Below are 23583 nucleotides of genomic sequence, written 5' to 3'. Positions count from 1 at the left end.
TCAGGTATCCGTCATTCGAAGAACCGCAGCCAACCGCTGCCGCCTACCAGCCGCCACAGCACCCGCCACCGACACAAGCACCACCACCAGGAACCCAACCAGCAGCCCCAGCAGCAGCAGGGGATTCAGCGCCAGCGCCGGCTCGGCAGCACCGCCGGTGAACGCTGACAGGTCAATCGCACCCAGGATGACCAAGGGCAGCACCAGCCCGAGCGCCGTCCCCGCCAGCACCGCTGCCCCGGTGATCGGCCCAAGCTCCCACAGCATCAGTGCACCATCGCGACGCGGCGGGAACCCCAGCGTTCGCAGCAGCGCAATCAGCCGGTTGCGGGCCGGCGCATTCACCACCGACGTCATGACAATCGTCAACGAACACAGCACAGCCATCGCACCGATCACAGCCCACAGCCCAAGCTGCAGGCCCCGCCCCGACGCGGATTCGAGCGTCTGCTGCACCTGCTGTCCCGGTGTCTGCTGCAGGACAGGCCCGCCAGCGATGTCGGCGACGGCGGCCATCACGGGCCCGGAAGCGGCGTCGCTATCCAGGTCCGCCAGAAGCACAGACGGTTCGAAGGTCCGCTCCTCCACAGAGCCGATCGCCTGCTCACCCACCAGCATCCAGGCCGACGAGGCAGAGAACACCACGTCCTCCGCACCGATGCCCACCACCTCGGCGTCCACGGAAGTTCCGCGGTAGCGCAGCTCAATAGCCGTACCTTCCGCAAGCTCCAGCGCAGGCGACGCCACCACGGGCAGCGCGCCATCCGCCGCATCGCCCTCCAAAGCGTTCAGCAGCGCCGGCGGGAACGCACCCGCAAGGTCCTCCTGCACGCCCAGCACTGTCCCCGGATCAGCGGCGAGCAGGTTCACGTCCTTGGTCTGCCGGCCGCCCGTCTCAGCGCGCAGCGTTCCCAGATCCGTCACCGCGGCCACCGATGCAACCCCCTCGACGGACCGGATCTCCTCAACCTGCTCCACCGAGAAAGGCGGGCCCTGGACGCGGAGGTCAGCACCGACGTCGGCCTGTGCCGCATCGGTGACGCCCTCACGAAACGTGGACAGCAGCACACCGGAAAAGAGCACGACGGCGAGCCCTACAATCAGCGCCAGAATCGGCACCAGCCCGGCGCCGGGGGAGCGCACCGCACGCGACGCCCCCAGGAACCCGACCAGCCCCGGACCGCGCCGCCTCACCCGCGCGAACCACTCAAGCGGCACCGGATACAGGCGCAGCACCAGCACGCACACGGCCAGCGCAATGAGCAGCGGCGTCGCCGACAGCAGCGGATCCACCTCGCCGTACTCCAGCGCCCCCTGCGCCAGCCCCCGTTGCGTCAGCAGAACCGTGGCCATTCCAGCCAGCACGACGACGGCGGCCTGCGCACTCACGCGCCACCGGTTCCGTGCCGAGGAGCCAAGATCCTGCCGCGCCGCCGCTTCCGGACGATGCTGGACCGCCATCAGCACTGCGGGCACGAAAGCCGCCAGCACCGGCCACAGCAGGTGCGCCGGCGAGAACGGAACGGGCACCAGCAGGAAAGCTGCAAGCGCACCGAGCGCGGCCGCCGGGACGCCGAGCAGCAACCCGTCGAGCGCCAGGGCTCCGCGCAGCTGCCACCCACTGGCCCCGCGCGCCGACGCCAGAGCCAGCGCGCCCCGCCGTCGTTCGAGGAGAAGCCGCACAGCGAGGGCGGCGGTCGCCAGGCACACGCCAAGCGGTCCGGAGGCCAGCAGCGCGAGGATCTGGTTGGTCGACGCGGCACGCTGCGTGGCTTCGGCCATCGCATCCGGCGTCTCGGACGCAAAAATCACCGTGGGCGCGGTGGGGAAGGTAGCCGGCACGGTGTGCGGGCTTCCGAGGAACTCACGCAGCTGCGCAGCAGATTGCGGAGCGGTGCTGGCGGTCAGGGAATCGGTGGACAACGGGTACCAGTAGGACGTCTGGACATGGTCGGCCGCCCGCGAGAGGAAGGGAAACGCCATGGGAGAGACGAAGGCCGTTGCATTCACGGCGGTGCCGGTGTCCGGGTTGAAGTCCTCGGCCGCAGAAAGCAGCGAGTTGTTGAGGCTCCAGTACGGGGAATCGGCGTCCTTCGGTGCGTAGATGCCGCTGAGGACAATCGGCTGAGACCGCACCGCGTTGCTCTCATCGCCGGGTTGCCCCGGCAGGAAGACGGCGACGTTCCGCTCCTCGCCGACCGGCCACTCCGCAGACGCGGCGGAGTCCCGTGAGAGGAGAATCTCCACCGGTTCCCCGCCGTACTGATCCGGCGGCGGTCCCGGAAGCGCGCCCTCCACCAGTTCGATGTGCTCCAGCGCCTGCACATCAACGGCGTAGTTGAGCACCAGTTCGCGGATGCCCTCCGGCAGAGGCCCGATGCTCGAGTTGACACCGGTAGCGAGCCAGCGGCCCTCGCCGAGGACGGAGCCAAGCGGCTCCGCCAGGTCTTCGCGAATGGTAGCGAGTGCGTCCTCCGTGCGGCCGTCGGTGTCCGTCTCATCAAAGGCGCGGTCGAAGTCCTCAAGCGGCGGGAACGACGTGCTGAACGCGCGGACCGCCTGCTGGGATCCGGCGAGTTCGGACACCGACTCCTGCAGGTCCGCCGTATACATGGAGTCCACCGCCCGCGGCCACGCGCACAGCAACGCCGAGACCACCAGCACGATTGACGCCACCAGCACCGAGGGCCACCGGGAATGACGGAACTCGCGGCGCAGCAGCCGATACAACCTCACAGGGCATCCACCGCCAACGCCGGAGTGAGGGCCTGCCGTTTCACGCGCTCGCCATAGAACCAGGCCGCAAGCACCAAGATCAGCACCTGCACCACGAGGACGCCCAGCAACGGCACGACGGCGATCGACAGCGGCGCCCGCAGTGCCTCCGACGCGTTCACCACCACCGCCTGCGCCAGCAGCGAGACGGTCAGTGCCGCCACTCCCAGCCCGGTCAGCAGACCCAGTACGACGGCGGCAACCCCGACACTGAGCACCTCCCACCGGCGCCCGCGCACCTGGTCCCGCGCCTGCATGCCGAGCGCCCGCAGGATGGCCACCTCGGAGCGCCGGGACTGCACGAGGGTCACGATGCTGGCCGTCAACGCCGCACCGCCCACGAGCAGCGCTCCGATCGCGCCGATCCAGAGCGACGTGGTTGCCGGCGCCAGGAAGCGTCCGATGAGTGAGTTGTCCGCAGTGGAGACCGTTGCGCCCGGTCCGGCCAAGCCGGCGGCAGCGGCGGCGGTGGCGTTCCGGTCAGTGGACGCGAGCCAGACCTCGCCCGGCCGCGGCGGTACGGGTGAGCTGGCGAGCGAGGCGGAACTGTAGGCCTGCAGGTCCACCAGGACGGCCGTGCTCTCCGTGGTGCCGGGAAGGACCGGGGCAGCAGCGGCAACAACGCCCTCGATCTCGACGCCGCCGGGACGCAGTGACACCGGATCGCCCACGGCGAGGTCGAGGTCGGCGAGGAGCTCAGCGGTGAGGGCCACGGGGAGGGGAGGCGCTTCCTGCGCTCCGACCATGAGCCGTGCCTGCGCGGTGCCAGCCGTTGAGCTATCGTCCGGGAAACGCACTCCGATGCCCGTATCGAGCGGCTGCACACCGGACTGCGCGGCCCCGAATGCGCCGGACGCCAGCCGCAGTTCGGAATCCTCGGTGAACCGGCCCTGCCCCGTGCCGATGCCGCCGTCGCTGGACACGCTCGTGATTTCGAGCTCGTAGCCGCGCGGGGCCTCGGACGGGTCCAGGGCGACGTCGATCGCTGCGATCGCGGCCGGACGCAGGTCTTCGGGCAGCGTAAAGGACAGGGAGTGCGCCTGATCACCGGAGCCGGACAAAGCGAGCGTGCCGGCCGGCACGGGCACCAGGAGCCCGGCCTCCGAGCGGATCCAGGCGGTGACGGAGGCAGAGCGGGCGGCAGCGCCGTCGTCGTCGGGGGTTTCCGAGGTGCCGCGCGAGGTGAACTGCATGCGGATCTGGGTGGCGGACGGCGTCAGGGCCAGCGCCGGTTCGGGGACGGGAGGTTCGTAGGCCAGGGCGCTCGCCAGCTCCCCGACGTCCACCAGATCAGCACCGTCGCCCAGGAGTCCCGGCAGCGATCCGGCATCGACCGCGAGCAGGGGAGCGGTGACCGAGGCCAGCCGCGCTTCGCCGCGGTACGCGAGGGAGGCTGCGGTCACCGCCTCACCGCTGGCGTAGGCGCTCAGGACCGGAACGTCGTCAGCGGACCGGATGACCAGCGAGCCGGGCACCGCGACGCGGACGTCCGAGCCGTTGCCCAGCTGCGACGCCGCGTCCTGGGACCGGCTGGTGGTCTGCGCATACGCGGCGGTGAACGTGGCGGTGCCCACCGTGACGGTGACCAGCGCGATCGGAATGACGTAGGACGCGATCCGCCGGGACACCTGCCGCGCCGCCAACGGCACGCCGAGCGTGGCTCGGAAGGAAGCCTGCCGTTCCACCCGGCGGGCGAGCCACGCGGTAATCACGAGCGCCAGCGCGGTCCCGGACAGGAGCAGCAGGGCGGGCGCCGGTGCGGCGAGCGGGTTCACCCTCAGGGCGCCGCTTCCGGACGCCACCAGCGGCGACCGGTACAGCAGGAACTGCCAGAGCGAGAGCGCGGTCGCACCAACGAGCAGCGCCAGGACGCCGAAGGAGGCAACCCGCGCCGTGCGCGCTGCGTCCACCCGGGGATCGTGCCCGCGCAGCGCGTCGAGCACCGCGACCGCCACGAACACCAGCGCCGTGATCCCCGCGCACAGCACCGGCACGCTCCAGCTGGCCGAGGCGAACTCGCCCATCCCCTCGAGATACTCCGTCTCACTGCCGGTGGAGAGCATTGGACCCAGCACGACGGCGGCAATCCACCCGAGCAGGCAGCCCCCGACAGCCAGGGGCACCACTTCAAAAGCGGCGACCACGGCGCGCTGCCCCGCCGTGGAGCCACGGGCACTGATCAACCTGTCCTCTCCAGCACGCGTATCGGCCAGGAGCCGCGCGAACTGCACCACCGTGACCCCACTCAGCGCCACCAGCAGAAGCAGGGCAATGGGAAGAATAGCCCGGACCGACTGCGTTGCGTCCGCCGCTGCTGCCAGCAGCCCGGCGAGCTCACCGGACGGGATCACGCCGCCGCTATTGACTGCCGGATCGCTGCTCAGCCGCTGCGGCAGCTGGCGCAGCCCCTCGGCCAGCCGGGGCAGCTCCGCGGCCGAGACCGAGTCCGCGTCCACGGTGAACACCCACTGGACCTTCGGCTCACCGCTCAGCGCGGCAATGGCATCCAGAGGAACGACGACGGCGGTCGGGACGGACTCTGCACCCTGGACGGGTACCGGGTCAAGGAAGGCGGCGTCCGGGCCGACGGGATCCAGGGTTGCCACCAGCTCGAGCCGGACCGTTCCCGCTGCACCTTCCACGGCGAACGTGTCGCCGGGAGCAAGGCCGAGGGATTCCGCCGTCGAGGCCTCCAAAGCGGCAGGGACGGGGCCGGTCCTGTTGCCCTCGGTAGCGGCACTCGAGGTGAGTGGTTCGAGCGAGCCGGCTGCCGGCGTCGTCGTCGGTATCCAGCCGACCGGCAGGAAGGTGAGGTCCGCCGGGAGGTTGGTGGCGCTGCCGCCGGAGGGCACCAGCGGGCGGGGCGGTGAGTACGGAGCAGTGGAGATGGCGAGGCCGTTGGGAAGGCCCAGTTCGGCGAAAGCGGACTCGGCGGCTGCCTGCTGGGCCGCGGCGTCGTCGGCAAGGGTGGTGTGGATGCGGAAGAATCCCTGCGCACCGGAGGCTGAGGCTGACGCTAGGGACCGCAGGGCCTCCGTGGCGGCGAGCGCGGTGTTGCCGCTGATCCCGGCGAGGACCGCCGTCAGTACCGCGAGGGTCAGCGCAATGATGGCCAGCAGGCTGCGGCGGGCGGCGGAACGGCGCGAAGCAAGATGGACCAGCCGCACTCTTCGCCCTACCCCCTTGATGAACCTCCTGCCATCCTAACCGCGAGGGCTGGCGCCGGTTTGGCAGAGTGCCACCGGTGGTACCATACATTCATGGAGAAGACCACGCTGTACTTGCCTTCCGAGCTCAAGGCCTCCATCAAGCGAGTTGCTGCCCAGCAGGGCATTTCTGAGGCTGAGGTGATCAGACAGGCCATCCGTCAGGCAACGGGGGAGGCGCCGCTTGCGCCGCGCGGGGCGTTGTTCGCCAGCGGCCGGCCGATTGCCCGTGAGGCTGACGATCACCTGGCCGGGTTCGGGGAACGGTAAGGGTGGCAAATCTAGTCGTTGACACCAGCGCACTGCTGGCATATTTCGACGCCTCCGAACCTGACCATGCAGCTGTCTCGGACGCGATCGGTGCCGTCGGGACTCAACTCCTCGTGGTGTCCCCGTATGTGGTGGCCGAGCTCGACTATCTCGTGGCCACCCGCCACGGAGTTGAGGCCGAACTCGCTGTTGTGGACGAGTTGATGAGCGGAGCTTGGGAGTTGGCCGGATTTGGAGCCAGCGACCTTCGAAAGGCGCATGCGGTCATCACTCAATACCGGGATCAGGCAATCGGGGTGGCGGACGCTTCCAATGTTGTCCTGGCCGAACGATACGGAACGCAGACAGTCCTCACGCTCGATCGTCGCCATTTCGAGGTCTTGCGCCCGCTCACCGGAACGCGCTTCACCGTGCTGCCGTGATCGCCGTTTTGACTGTGTTCTGACCGTGTTTTGACCCGGGGGTCACGTCCGCGCTAACCTTGAGAGTCGTTGTGCGTATCCCATCTCGATACGTCCATGCCCGCGAGCGGCTCAGTTGCAGAGCTACCTGATCCGCGGATATGGCCGAGAACCAAGGGATCACCGGTGTAGCTTTCAGTCCTCACCTGAAGTTCCGGTAACGCATGCATCAGCTGCGTTGGCATCTGGAGGTCACCCTCCATGTGTGCCAGCGTCACCGTAGAACAAGAAACGAAGGCAAAAACCGTGCGTACGTACACCCCGAAGCCCGGCGACATCAACCGCCAGTGGCACGTCATTGACGCCACCGACGTTGTCCTAGGCCGTCTTGCCAGCCAGACCGCAACACTGCTGCGCGGAAAGCACAAGCCGACCTTTGCCCCCCATATGGATATGGGCGACTTCGTCATCATCATCAACGCCGAGAAGGTTGCCCTCACCGGCGCCAAGCTCGAACAGAAGCGTGCCTACCGCCACTCCGGTTTCCCGGGTGGCCTGAAGTCCGTCACCTATGCAGAGCTGCTGGAGAAGAACCCGGTACGCGCTGTGGAGAAGGCCATCAAGGGCATGCTCCCCAAGAACTCCCTTGCTGCACAGCAGATCGGCAAGCTGAAGGTCTACCGCGGTGCAGAGCACCCGCACTCGGCCCAGCAGCCCCAGACTTTCGAAATCACCCAGGTCGCTCAGTAGTCCTGGCCACCACAGACTAAGAATCACTCAAGGAGAACCGTGGCTCAGAACACTGAAGAGCTGAATGAACCAACCGAGGAGCTCACCAGCTACACCTCGGAATCGTCCGCAGTCTCGGACGCCCCCGTCAAGGAGCGCCCCGCGCTGACCGTCGGTGGCGCCGCTGTAGGCCGTCGCAAGGAAGCTGTTGCACGCGTCCGCGTCACGCCGGGAAGCGGCAAGTGGATTGTCAACGGCCGCGAGCTGTCTGACTACTTCCCCAACAAGCTGCACCAGCAGGAAGTCAACGATCCGTTCAAGCTCCTCGAGCTCGACGGCGCGTATGACGTCATTGCACGCATCCACGGCGGTGGCCCTTCCGGCCAAGCCGGTGCGCTGCGCCTCGGTGTTGCCCGCGCGCTCAACGAGATTGACCGCGAGAACAACCGCCCCGCCCTCAAGAAGGCAGGCTTCCTGACCCGTGACGCCCGCGTCATCGAGCGCAAGAAGGCCGGTCTCAAGAAGGCACGCAAGGCGCCTCAGTACTCCAAGAGGTAAAAATCGCCTACCCCGGGGAATACCGCTGGCGCGTTATTCCCCGGGTCCCCGCGGCGATTTTTCGCTCTTGGCTCCACGCTCCTTTGTGCCGCTTGGGTTATCAGGCACTTGGATGCGCTGGTCACCAGCTTCACCCGTTACGCCCGCTCGGCTGCTGCCGGGCGGGCGTAACGCTTTAATAGTGTTCTTCGACGCTTCCCGGGCGCGGGACATTTCTCCCTTAGGATGAACCACGATGACTAGATTATTTGGGACCGACGGTGTCCGCGGTCTGGCGAACGGCCTCCTCACCGCAGAACTCGCTTTGCAGCTAGCCCAGGCTGCGGCCGTGGTGCTCGGGCACCGGCAATCCGATGGCAGGCGCCCCACCGCCGTCATCGCCCGGGATCCGCGTATCAGTGGCGACTTCATTGCCGCTGCCGTGGAAGCGGGTTTGGCGAGTGCCGGCGTCGACGTCTTTGACGCCGGGGTCCTGCCCACGCCCGCTGCGGCATTCCTCGTCGCGGACCTGAACGCTGACTTCGGCGTCATGATCTCCGCCTCGCACAACCCCGCACCGGACAACGGGATCAAGTTCCTTGCACGCGGCGGCAAGAAGCTCGACGACGCCCTTGAGGACGCGATCGAAGCTCAGCTGAACGCTCCGCGCCACCGCCCCGTCGGGCCGGAGGTCGGGCGGATCCAGCGCTTCGCGGATGCCGAGGACCGCTACGTGGTCCATCTCCTGCAGTCACTCCCGCACCGCCTCGACGGCCTCAAGGTGGTGCTCGATTGCGCCAATGGTGCGGCCAGCGGCTGCTCGCCCCAGGTGTTTTCCGACGCCGGCGCGGACATCGTGGTCATCGGCGCTGACCCGGACGGCAACAACATCAACGATGGCTGCGGGTCCACCCACCTTGAAATGCTCCAGGCCGCAGTGCTGGAACACGGCGCGGACCTCGGCATTGCGCATGACGGCGACGCCGACCGCTGCCTCGCAGTAGACCACGAGGGAACGGTGGTGGACGGCGACCAGATCATGGCGATCATGGCCGTTGCGCTCAACTCCGCCGGGCGCCTGAAGGACGGCACGCTGGTGGCCACAGTGATGAGCAACCTCGGCCTGAAGCTTGCCCTGCGTGAGGCCGGAATCAGCCTGCGCGAGACCGCTGTCGGTGACCGCTACGTACTCGAAGGCATGCGCGACGGCGGCTTCAGCCTCGGTGGCGAACAGTCCGGACACGTCATCTTCGCTGACTACGCAACCACGGGCGACGGCGTACTGACCGGGCTGCAGCTGGCGGCGCAGGTCGCGCTGACCGGCAGGAGCCTCAAGGAACTGTCGACCGTCATGACCAAGCTTCCCCAGGTGCTCATCAACGTCAAGGGTGTCGACAAGTCGAGTGTCAACAGCGACGACGAGGTACAGCGTGCCGTCCGCGACGCCCAGGAATCGCTTGGCGAAACCGGCCGCGTGCTGCTGCGTCCCTCCGGCACCGAACCGGTTGTCCGCGTCATGGTTGAAGCAGCCGATATGGCCACCGCCGAACGAACGGCCGAGACACTGGCCGCGATCGTGCAGAACCAGCTGGCGCTCGAACCCGCGTAGGCCTCCCTGCTCCGTCTAAACATGGATAGCGGATTGACTATTCATGTTTAGTGGGTGAAACATGAACAACATGAAGCATCTTTTGGGTTCTGCGGCGAGCCGGTAACCGGATGTGGCCAGCGCATAATTACGAGAAGCGGCCGTGGAGGTCTTCCGGGAGACCGCCGCGGGAGGATCGGCTCTTCGCGGAGGTGGTGGTATCCCTGCCGCCACTGATCGCCGCTCAGGATTACTACCCGGAAAGGGACACACTGGTCGCGCTGGAAGAGGCCGCCGTTGCTGTCGCTTCCCTGGACGCTACTTCCGGCTCACGCATGGCGGCGATCAGCGGTTTTCTCCTCAGGAGCGAGTCTGTCTCTTCCTCGAAGATTGAACATGTAGAAGCGCCACGGGATGACTACGCGCGGGCAGCAATCGGGATTAAAGCCAGCGCGAACGCCCGTTCAATGGTCGCTGCCACAGACGCCATCCAGGCCATGATCGACGGAGCTGGTTCCAAGGGCACAATCTCGCTGGATCAGATATTGAAGGCTCACCACCTGCTCATGAAGGACGATCCGGTCGACTTCAAGTACGCCGGCCGCTTTCGCGATGTCCAGAACTGGATCGGCGGTTCTGACTACTCTCCGCGCGACGCCATTCATGTGCCCCCTCCGCCGGAACTCGTCGACGATCTCATGGACGACCTGATTGTATTCAGCAACAGGGTCGACCTGCCGGTCATGGCCCAGGCAGCCATCGCGCACGCACAATTCGAGACCGTGCACCCATTCACCGACGGCAACGGCAGGATCGGACGAGCCCTCATCGGCGCTGTCTGCCGCCGCCGTCGGCTGACCACCAGAACGGTTACCCCAATCGCCTCCGCCATGGTCGCCGACGTCCAGCGGTACTTCGATCTGGTCAATGCCTACAGGACTGGCGATGTCGACCCGTTCGTGAAGTACCTGGCGGTCTCGGCGGTAAGGGCGACTGACGCCGCCCGCGCATCGATTGCCGAGCTGGAAGAGCTACCCGGCATCTGGGAGGAAGCCGCAAAGCCACGGCGCGGTTCTGCTGATGAGAAAATGATCGCCGCTCTGCTGGAGCACCCTGTCGTCGAAGCGCACACGGCTGCCCACATCGCAGGTGTCACCCTGAATGCCGTGTATGCCAGCTTGGAGCGGCTGACAGAAGCCGGAGTCATCGCGCCTATCACCCGGGGCAAGCGGGACCGTGCCTGGGCGGCCACCGAGGTGCTCGACGAGGTTGATCGGCTGAGCGCTCGCTTGGCACACAAGTAAGGCACGGCAGGAGTTAAACGGAACGCTGCTTGAGGCTGTCGCGGATCTCTGTCAGGAGCGCAACCTGCGGGTCAACCTCTTCAACCTTTTCTTCGAGGTTCAGCTTGCGGTCGCGCCGCTCGATCAGCTTGTTCATCGGCATCACGATCACGAAGTAGACAGCGGCTGCAATCAGGAGGAAATTAACGACGGCGGTGAGGAACATCCCGAACAGGATCTCGTTGCCGTTGATGGTCACCTTCGCAAAATCGTCGAAGTTGGGCGCGCCAACCAGCGCCGAGATCAGGGGCATGAGAATGTTCTCGACGAGCGACTTCACCACCGCCCCGAACGCGGCGCCGATAACCACGGCAACAGCCAGGTCAATGACGTTGCCCTTCATGATGAAATTTTTGAATCCGTTGATCATGGGTTCAGGCTACGGGAAATTTTGCGCAGATCCGGTGAGCCCGAGGGCGTTCAAACCACCGGAGCTGCGCAAAAATTCGGGGGTTTAGTACCCGGGCGCCGGGGGAAGGCCGAAGTGCTCCTCGAGCGTCGCCACGCCGTCCTCCCGCATGGCCTGTGCCAGTTCGACGCCGACGTAGCGGTAGTGCCAGGCCTCGCCGGAGAAGCCGGTGATGCCGTCCGCGCCCACCGGGTACCTCAGGATGAATCCGAACCGGTGCGCGTTGGCCGCCATCCACTGGCCGGCCGCAGTGTCAGCGAAGCAGGAGGACAGGGTGCACGCGCCGTCGTCCTGTCCTACATCGAACGCGAGCCCTGTCTGGTGTTCCGAGAACCCGGCGCGTGCCGAGATGCGGTCAGCCGCCGCCGTGTCACCGCCGTACTCTGCCACCCAGTGCTCATAGGTGGAGACCTGGTCCTGGAAGGACCGGTACCCGCTGACCAGGGTGAGGCTCACGCCGTCGTTCGCTGCAGCTGTGAACAACTCCTCCACAGCGGCAGCCGTATCACCGCGCAGCAGGGCATTGGGCTCCGCCACCGCGAGCGGAACCGCCGGCAGCACCAGTCCGGAAGGAAAGTAGTCGATCGGATTGAGCGGGCGCTGCTTGTTGACGACGACGCTCACCGACGTCGGGTCGCCCAGTTCGGCCGCCTCTGCAGGCGGTGCAGGAACAGTGGCCGGCGGAGAGGTGGAAGCCGCGACACTCGGCGCGGCGGTGGGTTGCGCAGATGGAGACACGGGAATCACAGACGGAGCTGGAGTGTCGACGGGAGAGGGGGCGCGCTGTGCCGGGGCGGGAATCGTGCCGGGAGTAAGCGTCGTAGCGGGCGATTGTGCAACCGAAGGGGCGGGTGAGTCTGCGGACGTCGTGCTATCCGCAGGAGGGAGCGGCGTACCGCAGGCTGACAGCGCGACGAGGAGCACCGCCGTCGTCATCCAACTGGATGGGGTGCGGTGCAGCCGGGGTTTCGTCAGGTCTTTCGTAGCAGCATTCTTCGGATCGAGTGGTCGGCTTCCTTGGTGAGTACCAGGGTGGCGCGGCCGCGGGTGGGAAGGACATTGGCCATCAGGTTCGGCTCGTTGATGCGTTGCCAGATGCCAAGCGCGGTCTCGCGGGCCTCCTCGTCGGTGAGTGAGGCATACCGGTGGAAGTAGGACTCCGGGTTGGCGAAGGCGCCGCTGCGCAGCGACTGGAAACGCTGGACGTACCACTCCTCAATATAGGAGGTTTTCGCGTCCACGTAGATGGAAAAATCAAAGAAATCGCTCAGCGCAAGCCCGGACCGGCCGTCCGCCCTCATGCGCGCCGGCGCTAGAACGTTCAGGCCCTCCACAATCAGCACGTCCGGCCGGCGGACCACCACCTCACGACCGGGCACGATGTTGTACGTCAGGTGCGAGTACCAGGGGGCGCGGACCTCCTCGGCGCCGCTCTTGACTTCGCTGACGAAGCGCAGCAGACGACGGCGGTCATAAGACTCCGGGAAGCCCTTCCGCTGCATCAGCCCGCGCCGTTCCAGTTCCTCGTTGGGATAGAGGAAGCCGTCCGTGGTTACCAGCTCAACGTTGGGTGTGCCGGGCCAGCGGCGGAGGAGCTCGCGCAGTACGCGGGCAGTGGTGGACTTGCCGACCGCCACTGAGCCGGCCACACCGATCACGAACGGCGTCCGGGTGGTGGTCTCGCCCAGGAAGGTATTCGTGGCGGCGTGCAGTTCACCGGCGGCAGCCACATACAGGGAGAGCAGCCGGGAGAGCGGGAGGTAGACCTCGCGCACCTCGTCGAGGTTGAGTGCGTCTCCCAGCCCGCGCAGACGGAGGATGTCCTCGACGTTGAGCGGCGACTCGATCTCATTGGACAGCCGTGACCACGTCTGACGCTCGAGTTCAACGAACGGGGTGACCCCGGCATCCACCGTCGCTGTGGGCCCGGTACCGGGAGATTGCTCACTCACCCTGTGAATTCTGCCCCCTGGCCAGGACATTAACAAACGGGTAGGGGCTTCCCCGGTGACCTGTACCACGCCTGAACTGCGCGGCGCAGAGGAACGAGTGCGCGGCAGGTAGGCTTAAGCCCATGTGTGGAATCGTAGGATACGTAGGCCGGAACAACGGCGCATCACTGAACAGTGCGGTACTCGAGGATGTCGATTCGAACGGCAGCCACGGCGCCCTTGACGTTGTCATGGAGGGCCTGCGCCGGCTCGAATACCGCGGCTATGATTCCGCGGGGGTTGCGGTCCTGACGGATTTCGGCATCCAGTCGCGCAAGAAATCCGGCAAGCTGACCAACCTCATCGCTGAGCTCGAGGCAGAGCCGCTTCCCGATTCCCTCACCGGAATCGGCCACACCCGCTGGGCCACGCACGGCGGACCGACGGACCAGAACGCGCACCCCCACCTCGCGGACGACGGCCGGCTCGCCCTCATCCACAACGGCATCATCGAGAACTTCGCCGAGCTGAAGCTTGAGCTCCTCGACGCCGGCGCCACCTTCATCTCCGACACCGACACCGAGGTTGCCGCAGTGCTGCTGGGCAGCATCTACCGCCGCCTCGCGGACGCCGGGACCGAGGACACGCTGACCAAGGCCATGCAGGAAGCCTCCCAGCGCCTCGAAGGCGCCTTTACGCTGCTTGCCATCCACCAGGATGCACCCGACGTCGTTGTGGCCTCCCGCCGCAACTCCCCGCTGGTTGTGGGCCTGGGCGAGGGCGAGAACTTCCTCGGCTCGGATGTCTCGGGCTTCATCGACTTCACCCGCCGCGCTGTGGAGCTGGGCCAGGACCAGGTTGTCACCATCACTCCTGACGAGGTTGCGATCACCGATTTCTTCGGGGCTCCCGCCGAGGGCAAGGAATTCCACGTCGACTGGGACGCCGCCGCAGCAGAAAAGGGCGGTTACGACTCCTTCATGGAGAAGGAAATCAATGACCAGCCCGACGCCGTCGGGCAGACCCTGCTGGGCCGCACCGACGCCAAGGGAAACCTGGTGCTGGACGAGCTCCGGATCGATGAGTCCATCCTGCGCTCGGTGGACAAGATTGTTGTCCTCGCCTGCGGAACCTCCGCGTACGCCGGCTCGGTGGCCAAGTACGCCATCGAACACTGGTGCCGCATCCCCACCGAGGTGGAGCTCTCCCACGAGTTCCGTTACCGGGACCCCATCGTGAACGAGAAGACCCTCGTGGTTGCCATCTCCCAGTCCGGCGAGACCATGGACACCCTCATGGCGGTCCGGTACGCCCGCGAACAGGGTGCCAAGGTGGTTGCCATCTGCAACACCAACGGGTCCACGATCCCGCGTGAGTCGGACGCCGTGCTGTACACGCACGCCGGGCCGGAGATCGCCGTCGCATCCACCAAGGCCTTCCTGGCGCAGATCACCGCCGCGTACCTGCTCGGCCTTTACCTGGCCCAGCTGCGTGGCAACAAGTTCCGCGACGAGATCAACGCCGTCCTGAGCGACCTCAACGAGATGCCCGCGAAGATCCAGCAGGTCCTCGACAACGCGGACGCCGTCAAGAAGCTCGGCCGGGACATGGCAGATGCCAAGTCCGTGCTGTTCCTCGGTCGCCACGTCGGATTCCCGGTAGCCATGGAAGGCGCGCTCAAACTCAAGGAACTCGCCTACATCCACGCCGAGGGGTTTGCCGCCGGCGAGCTCAAACACGGCCCGATCGCGCTGATCGAGGAGGGCCAGCCCGTCGTCGTCGTCCTGCCGTCCCCCCGCGGCCGGGACTCACTGCACTCCAAGGTGGTCTCCAACATCCAGGAGATCCGCGCCCGCGGTGCCGTCACCATTGTGATCGCCGAGGAGGGCGACGAGTCCGTGGCAGCGTTCTCCGAGCACGTCATCCACGTGCCGCAGACGTCCACGCTGCTGGCGCCCCTGCTCACCACGGTTCCGCTGCAGATCTTCGCCCTTGAACTGGCATCAGCCAAGGGCTATGACGTTGACCAGCCCCGCAACCTGGCCAAGTCCGTCACGGTCGAGTAGGCGCACCGGTGATCATCGGTATCGGCGTGGACGTCGTGGACGTGGCCCGGTTCGAGCGCCAGATCGAGCGCACGCCCGGGCTGCGTGAGCGTCTGTTCGTCGCGGCCGAGCGCGGGCTCAACACCCGCTCGCTGGCCGCCCGGTTCGCCGCGAAGGAAGCGGTGGCCAAGGCGCTCGGCGCTCCGGCCGGCATGAACTGGCAGGACTGCTGGATCGGCCTTGACGCCAACGGCAGCCCAACGGTCCAGGTATCCGGCACGGTCAAGGCTGTTGCCCAGGCGCGCGGAGTGAACCGCTGGCACCTGTCACTCAGCCACGACGGCGGGGTCGCAACCGCCATGGTGGTGGCCGAAGGGGAATATCCGGAGACCACCCGGTAGGATTCTAAGCATGCTTAGTGCTTATACCGGGAATCAGGTCCGGGCCGCGGAATCCCCGCTGCTCGAGGCCGGTCTCGGGGATGAGCTGATGCAGCGTGCTGCGCACGGCCTCGCACAGGCCTGCGCAGCGGAACTTCAGGCGACCGGCGGCAGCTACGGCCGCGTCGTCGTCGTACTGGCCGGCAGCGGCAACAACGGGGGAGACGCGCTTTACGCCGGCGCCCGCCTGCAGCAGCGCGGAGCGGGTACGACGGCGGTACTCACCTCCGATCGCGTGCACACCGACGCGCTGGCCGCCTTCCGCGCCGCCGGCGGGCGGGTCGAACACCTCACCGCGGCTACCCAGGACCGTGTGCTTGAACGGGTGGTTGCAGCTGACCTGGTGATCGACGGCATTCTCGGTACGGGCGGCGTCGGTGGACTGCGCGGTGCGGCGGCTGACCTGATCGGACGGGTCAACGCGCGCGGAGTGGCCGGGCGGGTCGTTGCATGCGACGTTCCGAGCGGCGTCAACGCAGACACTGGCGAGTCCTCCGGTGAAGTTCTGGCAGCGGACCTCACCGTCACCTTCGGCGGGTTGAAGTCCGGCCTGCTGGCCGGCGCCGGAGCACGCGCCGCCGGACGGGTCACAACCATCGACATCGGACTCGCTGAAACGCTCCCCGAACCCACTGTCTATTCGCTGGAGCCCGCCGACTTCCGGCACCTCTATGCACGGCCGCAACCGGCTGACCACAAGTACAGCCGCGGCGTCCTGGGGATTGCCGCCGGGTCCGCGCTGTACCCCGGGGCAGCCGTTTTGGCCACCGGAGCGGCGCTGGCCACCGGCGTCGGCATGATCCGGTTCCTGGGGCCCGCCCCGGTGACTACCCTCATCAACACCGTCCATCCGGAGGCGGTCTGCTCCCACGGCTCAGTCTCCGATTCCCATGTGCAAGCGTGGCTCGTAGGGCCGGGCGCCGCCGAGGACCCGGGTCAGCGGCAGCGGGCCCGCGACGCCATTGCCTCCGGATTGCCCACCGTGGTTGACGCCGGAGCGCTCCCGCTGTTGCCGGAGGCGGTCGGTAGCCACGTGATTCTCACGCCCCACGCGGGCGAGCTGGCGGCACTGCTCGAACGCCGCGGGGAGACCATGGAACGGCAGGCCATTGAGGCAGCTCCCGTGGATTATGCCCGTCGTGCCGCCGAGGCGACCGGCGCCACCGTCCTGCTGAAGGGCTACACCACGGTGGTGGCCGCGCCGGACGGCACGGTTTTCAGCCAGGCCAACGCCACGCCGTGGCTCGCCACGGCCGGCTCGGGAGACACCCTCGCGGGGATCCTGGGCGCGCTGGTTGCCACCAACGCCCGCAATAACGACGCCGGTGCCCCCCTGGCGCTCCCGTCGTCGTCGCGCTGGGCTGCGCTGGCAGCAGCTGCGGCGATGCTGCATGGCCTGGCCGGTCAGCGCGCGGCGAAGCGCGGACCGATTGTGGTGAGTGACCTGCCGCGCCACATCGGGCGCGCCATCCACGAACTGCTGCGGGATCCGCCCGTCTATACCGGGTAACGTCCGTTCACCGAAATGTCAGATCCCTGCGCTATGAAAAGATGCAGGAAACGCACCCGAGCAGATCGGGTGACACAAACAAGCAAGGAGCACATATGGAACTGTGGCCAGGAGATGCCTATCCGTTGGGGGCAACCTATGACGGCACGGGGACCAATTTCGCGCTCTACAGCGAGGTCGCCGAGAAGGTGGAGCTGTGCCTGATCGACGATGACGGCTCTGAAACCCGCGTCGCCTTCAAGGAAGTCGACGGGTACGTCTGGCACGGCTACCTTCCGCACGTGGTTCCCGGACAGAAGTACGGCTACCGGGTTCACGGTCCCAACAACCCGGCTGAGGGCAACCGCTGCAACCCGAACAAGCTGCTCCTGGACCCCTACGCCAAGGCAATCCACGGCGAGTACGACTGGGATCAGGCGCTGTTCGGTTACAACTTCGGCGACGAGAATTCCGTCAACAATGACGATTCAGCCGCTCACACCATGTTGGGCGTCGTCATCAACCCGTTCTTCGACTGGGACGGCGACCGCATGCCGCGCACGCCGTATCACCAATCCGTGATCTACGAGGCACACGTCAAGGGCCTCACACAGCTGCACCCCGATGTTCCGGAGGAACAGCGCGGCACCTACGCCGGTGTAGCGCACCCGTCCGTCATCGCGCACCTCCAGAAGCTCGGCGTCACCGCCATCGAGCTGATGCCGGTTCACCAGTTTGTCAATGACAGCACGCTGCAGGACAAGGGCCTGTCCAACTACTGGGGCTACAACACCATCGGGTTCTTCGCACCGCACAACGCCTATGGCTCCACCGGCGATGAGGGCGAGCAGGTCCAGGAATTCAAGGCGATGGTGCGGGAACTGCACCTCGCCGGCATTGAGGTCATCCTCGACGTCGTCTACAACCACACCGCGGAGGGCAACCACATGGGGCCCACCCTCTCCATGCGCGGGATCGACAACGCGTCCTACTACCGCCTGGTGGAGGACGACAAGCAGTACTACATGGACACCACGGGTACGGGTAACTCGCTGAACGTCGGCAACCCTCACTCCCTGCAGCTGCTCATGGACTCGCTGCGGTACTGGGTCACCGAGATGCACGTGGACGGCTTCCGGTTTGACCTTGCCTCGGCGCTGGCCCGTGAGTTCTACGAGGTGGACAGGCTGTCGGCATTCTTCGAACTGGTGCAGCAGGACCCGATCGTCTCCCAGGTCAAGCTCATTGCAGAGCCATGGGACGTTGGTCCCGGCGGATACCAGGTGGGTAACTTCCCGCCGCAGTGGACTGAGTGGAACGGCAAGTACCGGGACACTGTGCGTGACTTCTGGCGTGGTGAGCCCTCCAGCATCGGCGAATTCGCTGCGCGGCTGACAGGATCAGCGGACCTGTATGAGCACTCGGCACGCCGTCCCGTCGCCTCGATCAATTTCGTCACCGCCCATGATGGCTTCACTCTCCGGGACCTCGTGTCCTACAACGAGAAGCACAACGAGGCCAACGGTGAGGACAACAACGACGGTGAATCACACAACCGCTCCTGGAACTGCGGCGAGGAAGGCCCGTCCGATGATCCGGTAGTGCAGTCGCTGCGCGTCCGGCAGCAGCGCAACATCATCGCAACCCTTCTGCTCTCGCAGGGTGTGCCGATGATCTCCCACGGTGACGAGCTCGGCCGCACGCAGGAGGGAAACAACAACACGTACTGCCAGGACTCCGAACTGTCCTGGGTGCACTGGGACAACCTCGACCAACCGCTGCTCGAATTCACTGCGGCAGTCAACCGGCTCCGTTCTGAGCACCCGACTTTCCGCCGTCGTCGTTTCTTCGATGGGCGTCCCGTCCGCCGCGGTGAGGGCGAAGCGCTGCCGGACATCGTCTGGCTGGACACAGCGGGCGAACTGATGGCACCTGAGGACTGGGACTCCGGGTTTGGCCGTTCCATCGGTGTCTTCCTCAACGGGGACGGCATCCGCGGCCGCGATCAGCGGGGCCAGCGCATCACCGATTCGAACTTCCTGCTGTACTTCAACGCCAATGACAAGGCCGTGACGTTCACAGTGCCGTCGGAGGAGTACGGGCCCATGTGGGATGAGGTCATCGACACGGCCGGCGTCTACGCGGATTCGGAGCCCATAGCGGCCGGCAAGGAAGTCACAGTGGAAGCGAAGGCAATGGTGGTGCTGCGGGCGCATGCAGAGGTGGAGGAACCGGATCACTCGGTCGCGGCCTCCCTGGCCATCCTCGCCAACGAGAACACATCGCGGGCCGGCTCAGCCTGATCTTTCCGGGCCAGTCAGAACCACCCCACCTACAGGAGGAACACCGTGCAGACACCCAAGTCCACCTATCGGCTGCAGATCCGATCCAGTTTCGACCTTGCTGCTGCAGCAGATGTCGTGCCCTACCTCGTGGACCTCGGGGCGGACTGGGTGTATCTCTCGCCCGTTTTGACAGCGGAGCAGGGATCCGACCACGGGTACGACGTCACCGATCCCACCTCGGTGGACCCCGAACGGGGAGGCACGGAAGCGTTCGATGCATTGTGCCTGACGGCCCACGAGGCTGGGCTCGGTGTCCTCGTGGACATCGTGCCCAACCACGTGGGCGTTGCCACCCCGGCGCAGAACGCATGGTGGTGGGACCTCCTGGCCAAGGGCACGGACTCCCGCTATGCCGAGGCCTTCGACGTTGACTGGGACGCGGGCGGCGGTCGGATCCGTGTGCCGGTGCTCGGCGACAGTGACACCGAGGAAGACCAGCTCAAGGTGGTGGACGGCGAGCTGCACTACTACGAAAACCGGTTCCCCATCGCCGAGGGGACAGTGCGCCCCGGTGACACCGGTGCCCAGGTCCACGCGCGGCAGCACTACGAGCTCGTGAACTGGCGCCGTGCGGACAGCGAGCTGAACTACCGCCGGTTCTTCGGAGTGAATACCCTCGCCGGCGTCCGGGTGGAGGTGCCGTGGGTCTTCGACGAGGCGCATTCGGAGGTTCGCCGCTGGTTCGCTGAGTCCCTCGTTGATGGCGTGCGGATTGACCATCCGGACGGCCTCGCGGATCCGGCGGGCTACCTTGAGCGGCTGCGGGAAGTATCGGGCGGCGCGTACACGCTGGTCGAGAAGATCCTGGAGCCGGGGGAGGTGCTGCCGGAGCGCTGGGCCTGCGAGGGAACCACCGGTTATGACGGACTCGCCGTGGTGGACCGGCTCTTCGTCGATCCGGCGGGCCAGCCTGCGCTGGATGCTGCGGTTCCCACCGAGCCCTTCGTTCACATGATCCACGGGACCAAGCGCGGCATCACCGACGGGATCCTGCGTTCCGAGGTGCTCCGGCTCGCCCGCCTGGTGACGGCCTCGGCGAACCTTGAGCCGGAACAGTCCGCAGATGCGATTGCCGAACTGCTCACCTGCTTCCCCGTCTACCGCAGCTACCTGCCCGACGGCGCCGGTCACCTTGCCGAAGCGGTGCTGAACGCGAAGGTCCGCCGGCCGGACCTCGCGTCCGTGATCGACGCACTGCATCCCCTGCTGAACCCGTACCTCAGCAAGCCGAACGCGGAACTTACCGAGCTGGCTGTCCGGTTCCAGCAGACCTCGGGCATGGTGATGGCCAAAGGCGTGGAAGATACCGCGTTCTACCGGTTCAACCGGCTGACCTCGCTGAATGAAGTGGGCGCGGACCCATCAATTTTTGCGCTGGGCACCTATGAGGTGCACCGTGCACTGCTGGAGCGCCAGGAGTCCTCTCCGCTGACCATGAACTCGCTCAGCACCCACGACACCAAGCGCGGCGAGGACACCCGGGCCCGCATCTCGGTGCTCTCCGAGCTGGCCGGGGAGTGGACTGATGCCCTCGAGCAGTTGAACCGGTTGGCACCGATCGGTGACACAGCCTTCGCATCGCTGATGTGGCAGGCGCTGATCGGAGCGTGGCCGCTGAGCCGGGAACGTGCGCATGCCTACGTGGAGAAGGCATCGCGGGAAGCCGATGCCAGTACCCACTGGACGGCGCCCAACGCTGCGTTCGAGGAGAAAATGCACGACGCCGTGGACGCGGCTTTCGATCGTCCGGAGGTGAACGGCCTCATCACCTCACTGGTGGAGACGACGGCTGCTCCGGGATGGTCGAACTCGCTCGGAGCGAAGCTCGTGCAACTCACCATGCCGGGCGTACCTGACGTCTATCAGGGATCGGAGCTGTGGGAGACCTCGCTCGTGGACCCGGACAACCGGCGCCCGGTGGACTTCGCCGCCCGGAAACAGGGGCTCGTGGACCTCGCCTTCGGTGCGCTCCCGCAGATTGACGGCGGCGGTATGGCCAAGCTCCTTGTGGTCTCACGTGCCCTACGGTTGCGCAGGGACCGCCCGGAACTGTTCTCCGGTTACCGTTCGGTGGTGTCCACCGGATCCGCGGCTGACCATGTTTTCGCCTTCGACCGCGGTGGTGCAGTTGCAGCGGTCACGCGGCTCCCGCTGGGACTGGAGCGTGCCGGCGGGTGGCGGGACACCGCCGTCGTCCTTCCGGAAGGCACCTACAGCTGCGCGATCACCGGCACCGGGTTCGAGGGCGGGCCGGTTCCGGCCAAGCGGCTGTTTGAGACCTACCCCGTGGCACTTCTCGTGAAGGAGGAAGCTCGATGAATCCGACGTTCGCAGCACGCTCAAGGTTTGATGTCTGGGCGCCGAAGGCGCAGTCCGTAACGCTGCTGGCTGACGGAACCGAATACGCGATGGTCTCCGGCGAGGGTGACTGGTGGACCGCGCCCGGCGCTCCCGCCGGCGGTGAGGTGGACTACGGCTACCTGATCGACGGCGCCGAGAAGCCGGTCCCGGATCCCCGGTCCCGCCGGCAGCCGGAAGGGGTGCACAAGCTCTCCCGCACGTTCGACGCCGGTGCCTACTCTTGGGGCGACAGCGGCTGGGTTTCCCCCGGGCTGGACGGAAACGTCATCTATGAGATGCACATCGGTACGTTCACGCCGGAAGGCACGCTGGACGCTGCGATCGGGAAGCTCGACTACCTGGCGGGCCTGGGCGTGCAGTACGTCGAACTGCTGCCCGTCAACGCCTTCAACGGCACCCATAACTGGGGCTACGACGGCGTCCTCTGGTACGCAGTCCAGGAAACCTATGGGGGGCCCGAGGCCTACCAGCGGTTTGTCGACGCAGCGCATCAACGCGGGCTCGGTGTCATCCAGGACGTCGTCCACAATCACCTGGGCCCCAGTGGGAACTACCTTGGCATGTTCGCTCCGTACCTGACCGAGGGCAAATCCAACACCTGGGGCGACTCGCTCAACCTGGACGGCCCGCTGTCCGATGAGGTCCGCCGGTATGTGATTGAGAACCTGCTGATGTGGTTCCGGGACTACCACGTGGACGGGCTGCGTCTGGATGCTGTGCACGCCCTGCATGATGAGCGGGCCATCCACATCCTCGAGGAGTTTGCGGTGGAGACGGACCGGTGCGCCGCGGAGCTCGGCAAGCCGCTGTTCCTCATCGCGGAGTCTGACCTCAACAACGCGAGGCTCATCGCACCGCGCAGCGTCGGCGGCTACGGCCTGGCCGGGCAGTGGAGCGATGACTTCCACCACGCGGCCCACGTCAACGTCACGGGGGAGACGGTGGGCTACTACGAGGACTTCGACTCAATCGGTGCGCTGGCGAAGGTCTATACGGAAGGCTTCTTCCACAACGGAACCTGGTCATCCTTCCGCGAGCGTTCACATGGGCGTCCAATTGACCCGGCCAGGCACAGCCTGCACCAGCTCGTGGTCTGTACGCAGAACCACGACCAGATCGGCAACCGCGCTGCCGGTGACCGGATCAGCGCCTCGCTCAACACCGCACAGCTGGCGCAGGCGGCGGTACTCAACATCGCCGGGCCCTTCACGCCGATGCTGTTCATGGGGGAGGAGTACGGCGCGCTTACGCCGTGGCCGTTCTTCACTTCGCATCCGGAGCCGGAGCTCGGGAAGGCGACGGCGGAAGGACGCTTGAGGGAGTTCGAGAAGATGGGTTGGGACCCGGACACGGTGCCCAATCCCCAGGATCCGGAGACGTTCGTCTCCGCGAAACTCAACTGGACAGAGCAGGAGCGCCCGGAACAGGCACGCCTCCTGAACATCTACCGGGACCTGATCGCGCTGCGCCGGAAGAACAAGGACCTGCACAACCCGGACTTCACGTCAGTGAAAGTCAGCTTCGACGAGGACAAGCGCTGGCTGGTGCTCCATCGGGGAGGCACCGCCGTCGTCGTGAATTTTGCTGACGGCGAGCGGGAAATTCCGGTGGCCGCGAAGAAGGTCCTGCTCAGCACCGAACCAGGGGAGTCGATCGGGGACGGCACGGTCTCGCTTCCGGCGCACGGGACCGCGATCGTGAAGGTTTAGGAAAG

At 66.3% G+C, this 23583-nt stretch carries 17 protein-coding genes; 12 read left to right on the top strand and 5 right to left on the bottom strand.

Annotated features, from left to right (window positions below):
- Together JOD47_RS02580 and JOD47_RS02575 are read right to left on the bottom strand one after the other, a co-directional pair.
- Positions 1–2736, bottom strand: coding sequence for an FtsX-like permease family protein (locus JOD47_RS02580; protein ID WP_204531663.1), 2736 nt, complete (start codon positions 2734–2736; stop codon positions 1–3).
- Complete coding sequence (locus JOD47_RS02575; protein WP_204531662.1) at positions 2733–5942, bottom strand: FtsX-like permease family protein; 3210 nt, start codon at positions 5940–5942, stop codon at positions 2733–2735. The genes JOD47_RS02580 and JOD47_RS02575 overlap by 4 nt, the downstream gene beginning before the upstream one ends.
- Before the next feature lie 93 nt (positions 5943–6035).
- Here JOD47_RS02575 and JOD47_RS02570 point away from each other — a divergent pair, with 93 nt between their 5' ends.
- From JOD47_RS02570 to JOD47_RS02545, 6 genes are all read left to right on the top strand, one after another.
- Positions 6036–6251: a ribbon-helix-helix domain-containing protein gene (locus JOD47_RS02570; RefSeq protein ID WP_204531661.1), complete on the top strand. Its 216-nt coding sequence runs from the start codon at positions 6036–6038 to the stop codon at positions 6249–6251.
- 2 nt (positions 6252–6253) lie between these two features.
- On the top strand, positions 6254–6673 hold the full coding sequence (locus JOD47_RS02565) for a PIN domain-containing protein (protein ID WP_204531655.1): 420 nt from the start codon (positions 6254–6256) through the stop codon (positions 6671–6673).
- 285 nt (positions 6674–6958) lie between these two features.
- Entirely contained in the window at positions 6959–7402 is a 444-nt protein-coding gene (rplM, locus tag JOD47_RS02560) for a 50S ribosomal protein L13 (RefSeq protein WP_204531646.1), read from the top strand.
- Positions 7403–7441: 39 nt separating this feature from the next.
- Positions 7442–7939 carry a 30S ribosomal protein S9 gene (gene rpsI / locus JOD47_RS02555; protein WP_056544114.1) on the top strand — a complete coding sequence of 166 codons (498 nt, stop codon included), beginning with the start codon at positions 7442–7444 and terminating at the stop codon, positions 7937–7939.
- Positions 7940–8174: 235 nt separating this feature from the next.
- Positions 8175–9527 carry a phosphoglucosamine mutase gene (gene glmM / locus JOD47_RS02550; protein WP_204531644.1) on the top strand — a complete coding sequence of 451 codons (1353 nt, stop codon included), beginning with the start codon at positions 8175–8177 and terminating at the stop codon, positions 9525–9527.
- A gap of 191 nt (positions 9528–9718) precedes the next feature.
- On the top strand, positions 9719–10810 hold the full coding sequence (locus JOD47_RS02545) for a Fic family protein (protein ID WP_307836183.1): 1092 nt from the start codon (positions 9719–9721) through the stop codon (positions 10808–10810).
- A 13-nt stretch (positions 10811–10823) separates the two neighbouring features.
- On the opposite strand, the gene mscL is transcribed toward JOD47_RS02545, so the two are convergent.
- The 3 genes from mscL to coaA all read right to left on the bottom strand — a co-directional run bounded on the left by mscL (position 10824) and on the right by coaA (position 13240).
- Positions 10824–11219, bottom strand: coding sequence for a large conductance mechanosensitive channel protein MscL (gene mscL, locus JOD47_RS02540; RefSeq protein WP_204531640.1), 396 nt, complete (start codon positions 11217–11219; stop codon positions 10824–10826).
- 84 nt (positions 11220–11303) lie between these two features.
- Positions 11304–11996, bottom strand: a complete 693-nt coding sequence (locus JOD47_RS02535; protein WP_307836182.1) for a M15 family metallopeptidase — start codon at positions 11994–11996, stop codon at positions 11304–11306.
- 233 nt (positions 11997–12229) lie between these two features.
- Positions 12230–13240, bottom strand: a complete 1011-nt coding sequence (coaA, locus tag JOD47_RS02530; protein WP_372432782.1) for a type I pantothenate kinase — start codon at positions 13238–13240, stop codon at positions 12230–12232.
- A 92-nt stretch (positions 13241–13332) separates the two neighbouring features.
- Between coaA and glmS the strand changes: the two genes are divergently transcribed.
- From glmS to treZ, 6 genes are all read left to right on the top strand, one after another.
- Positions 13333–15255, top strand: coding sequence for a glutamine--fructose-6-phosphate transaminase (isomerizing) (gene glmS, locus JOD47_RS02525; protein WP_204531633.1), 1923 nt, complete (start codon positions 13333–13335; stop codon positions 15253–15255).
- Between the two features lie 8 nt (positions 15256–15263).
- Positions 15264–15635, top strand: coding sequence for a holo-ACP synthase (locus JOD47_RS02520; protein WP_204531632.1), 372 nt, complete (start codon positions 15264–15266; stop codon positions 15633–15635).
- Between the two features lie 10 nt (positions 15636–15645).
- Positions 15646–17184, top strand: a complete 1539-nt coding sequence (locus JOD47_RS02515; protein ID WP_204531631.1) for an NAD(P)H-hydrate epimerase — start codon at positions 15646–15648, stop codon at positions 17182–17184.
- Positions 17185–17279: 95 nt separating this feature from the next.
- On the top strand, positions 17280–19466 hold the full coding sequence (glgX, locus tag JOD47_RS02510; RefSeq protein ID WP_204531630.1) for a glycogen debranching protein GlgX: 2187 nt from the start codon (positions 17280–17282) through the stop codon (positions 19464–19466).
- Positions 19467–19511: 45 nt separating this feature from the next.
- A complete protein-coding gene (gene treY / locus JOD47_RS02505; RefSeq protein ID WP_204531628.1) occupies positions 19512–21827 on the top strand; it encodes a malto-oligosyltrehalose synthase in 2316 nt (771 codons plus the stop codon).
- Positions 21824–23578 (top strand): malto-oligosyltrehalose trehalohydrolase, encoded by a 1755-nt coding sequence (treZ, locus tag JOD47_RS02500; RefSeq protein ID WP_204531626.1) that lies wholly within the window; start codon positions 21824–21826, stop codon positions 23576–23578. The genes treY and treZ overlap by 4 nt, the downstream gene beginning before the upstream one ends.
- Positions 23579–23583: the final 5 nt, after the last annotated feature.

This window comes from Arthrobacter tumbae, from assembly GCF_016907495.1.
Lineage (GTDB): Bacteria > Actinomycetota > Actinomycetes > Actinomycetales > Micrococcaceae > Arthrobacter_D > Arthrobacter_D tumbae.
The sequence above is the reverse complement of the archived record's forward strand: the minus strand, read 5'-3'. Positions and strand labels throughout refer to the sequence as shown.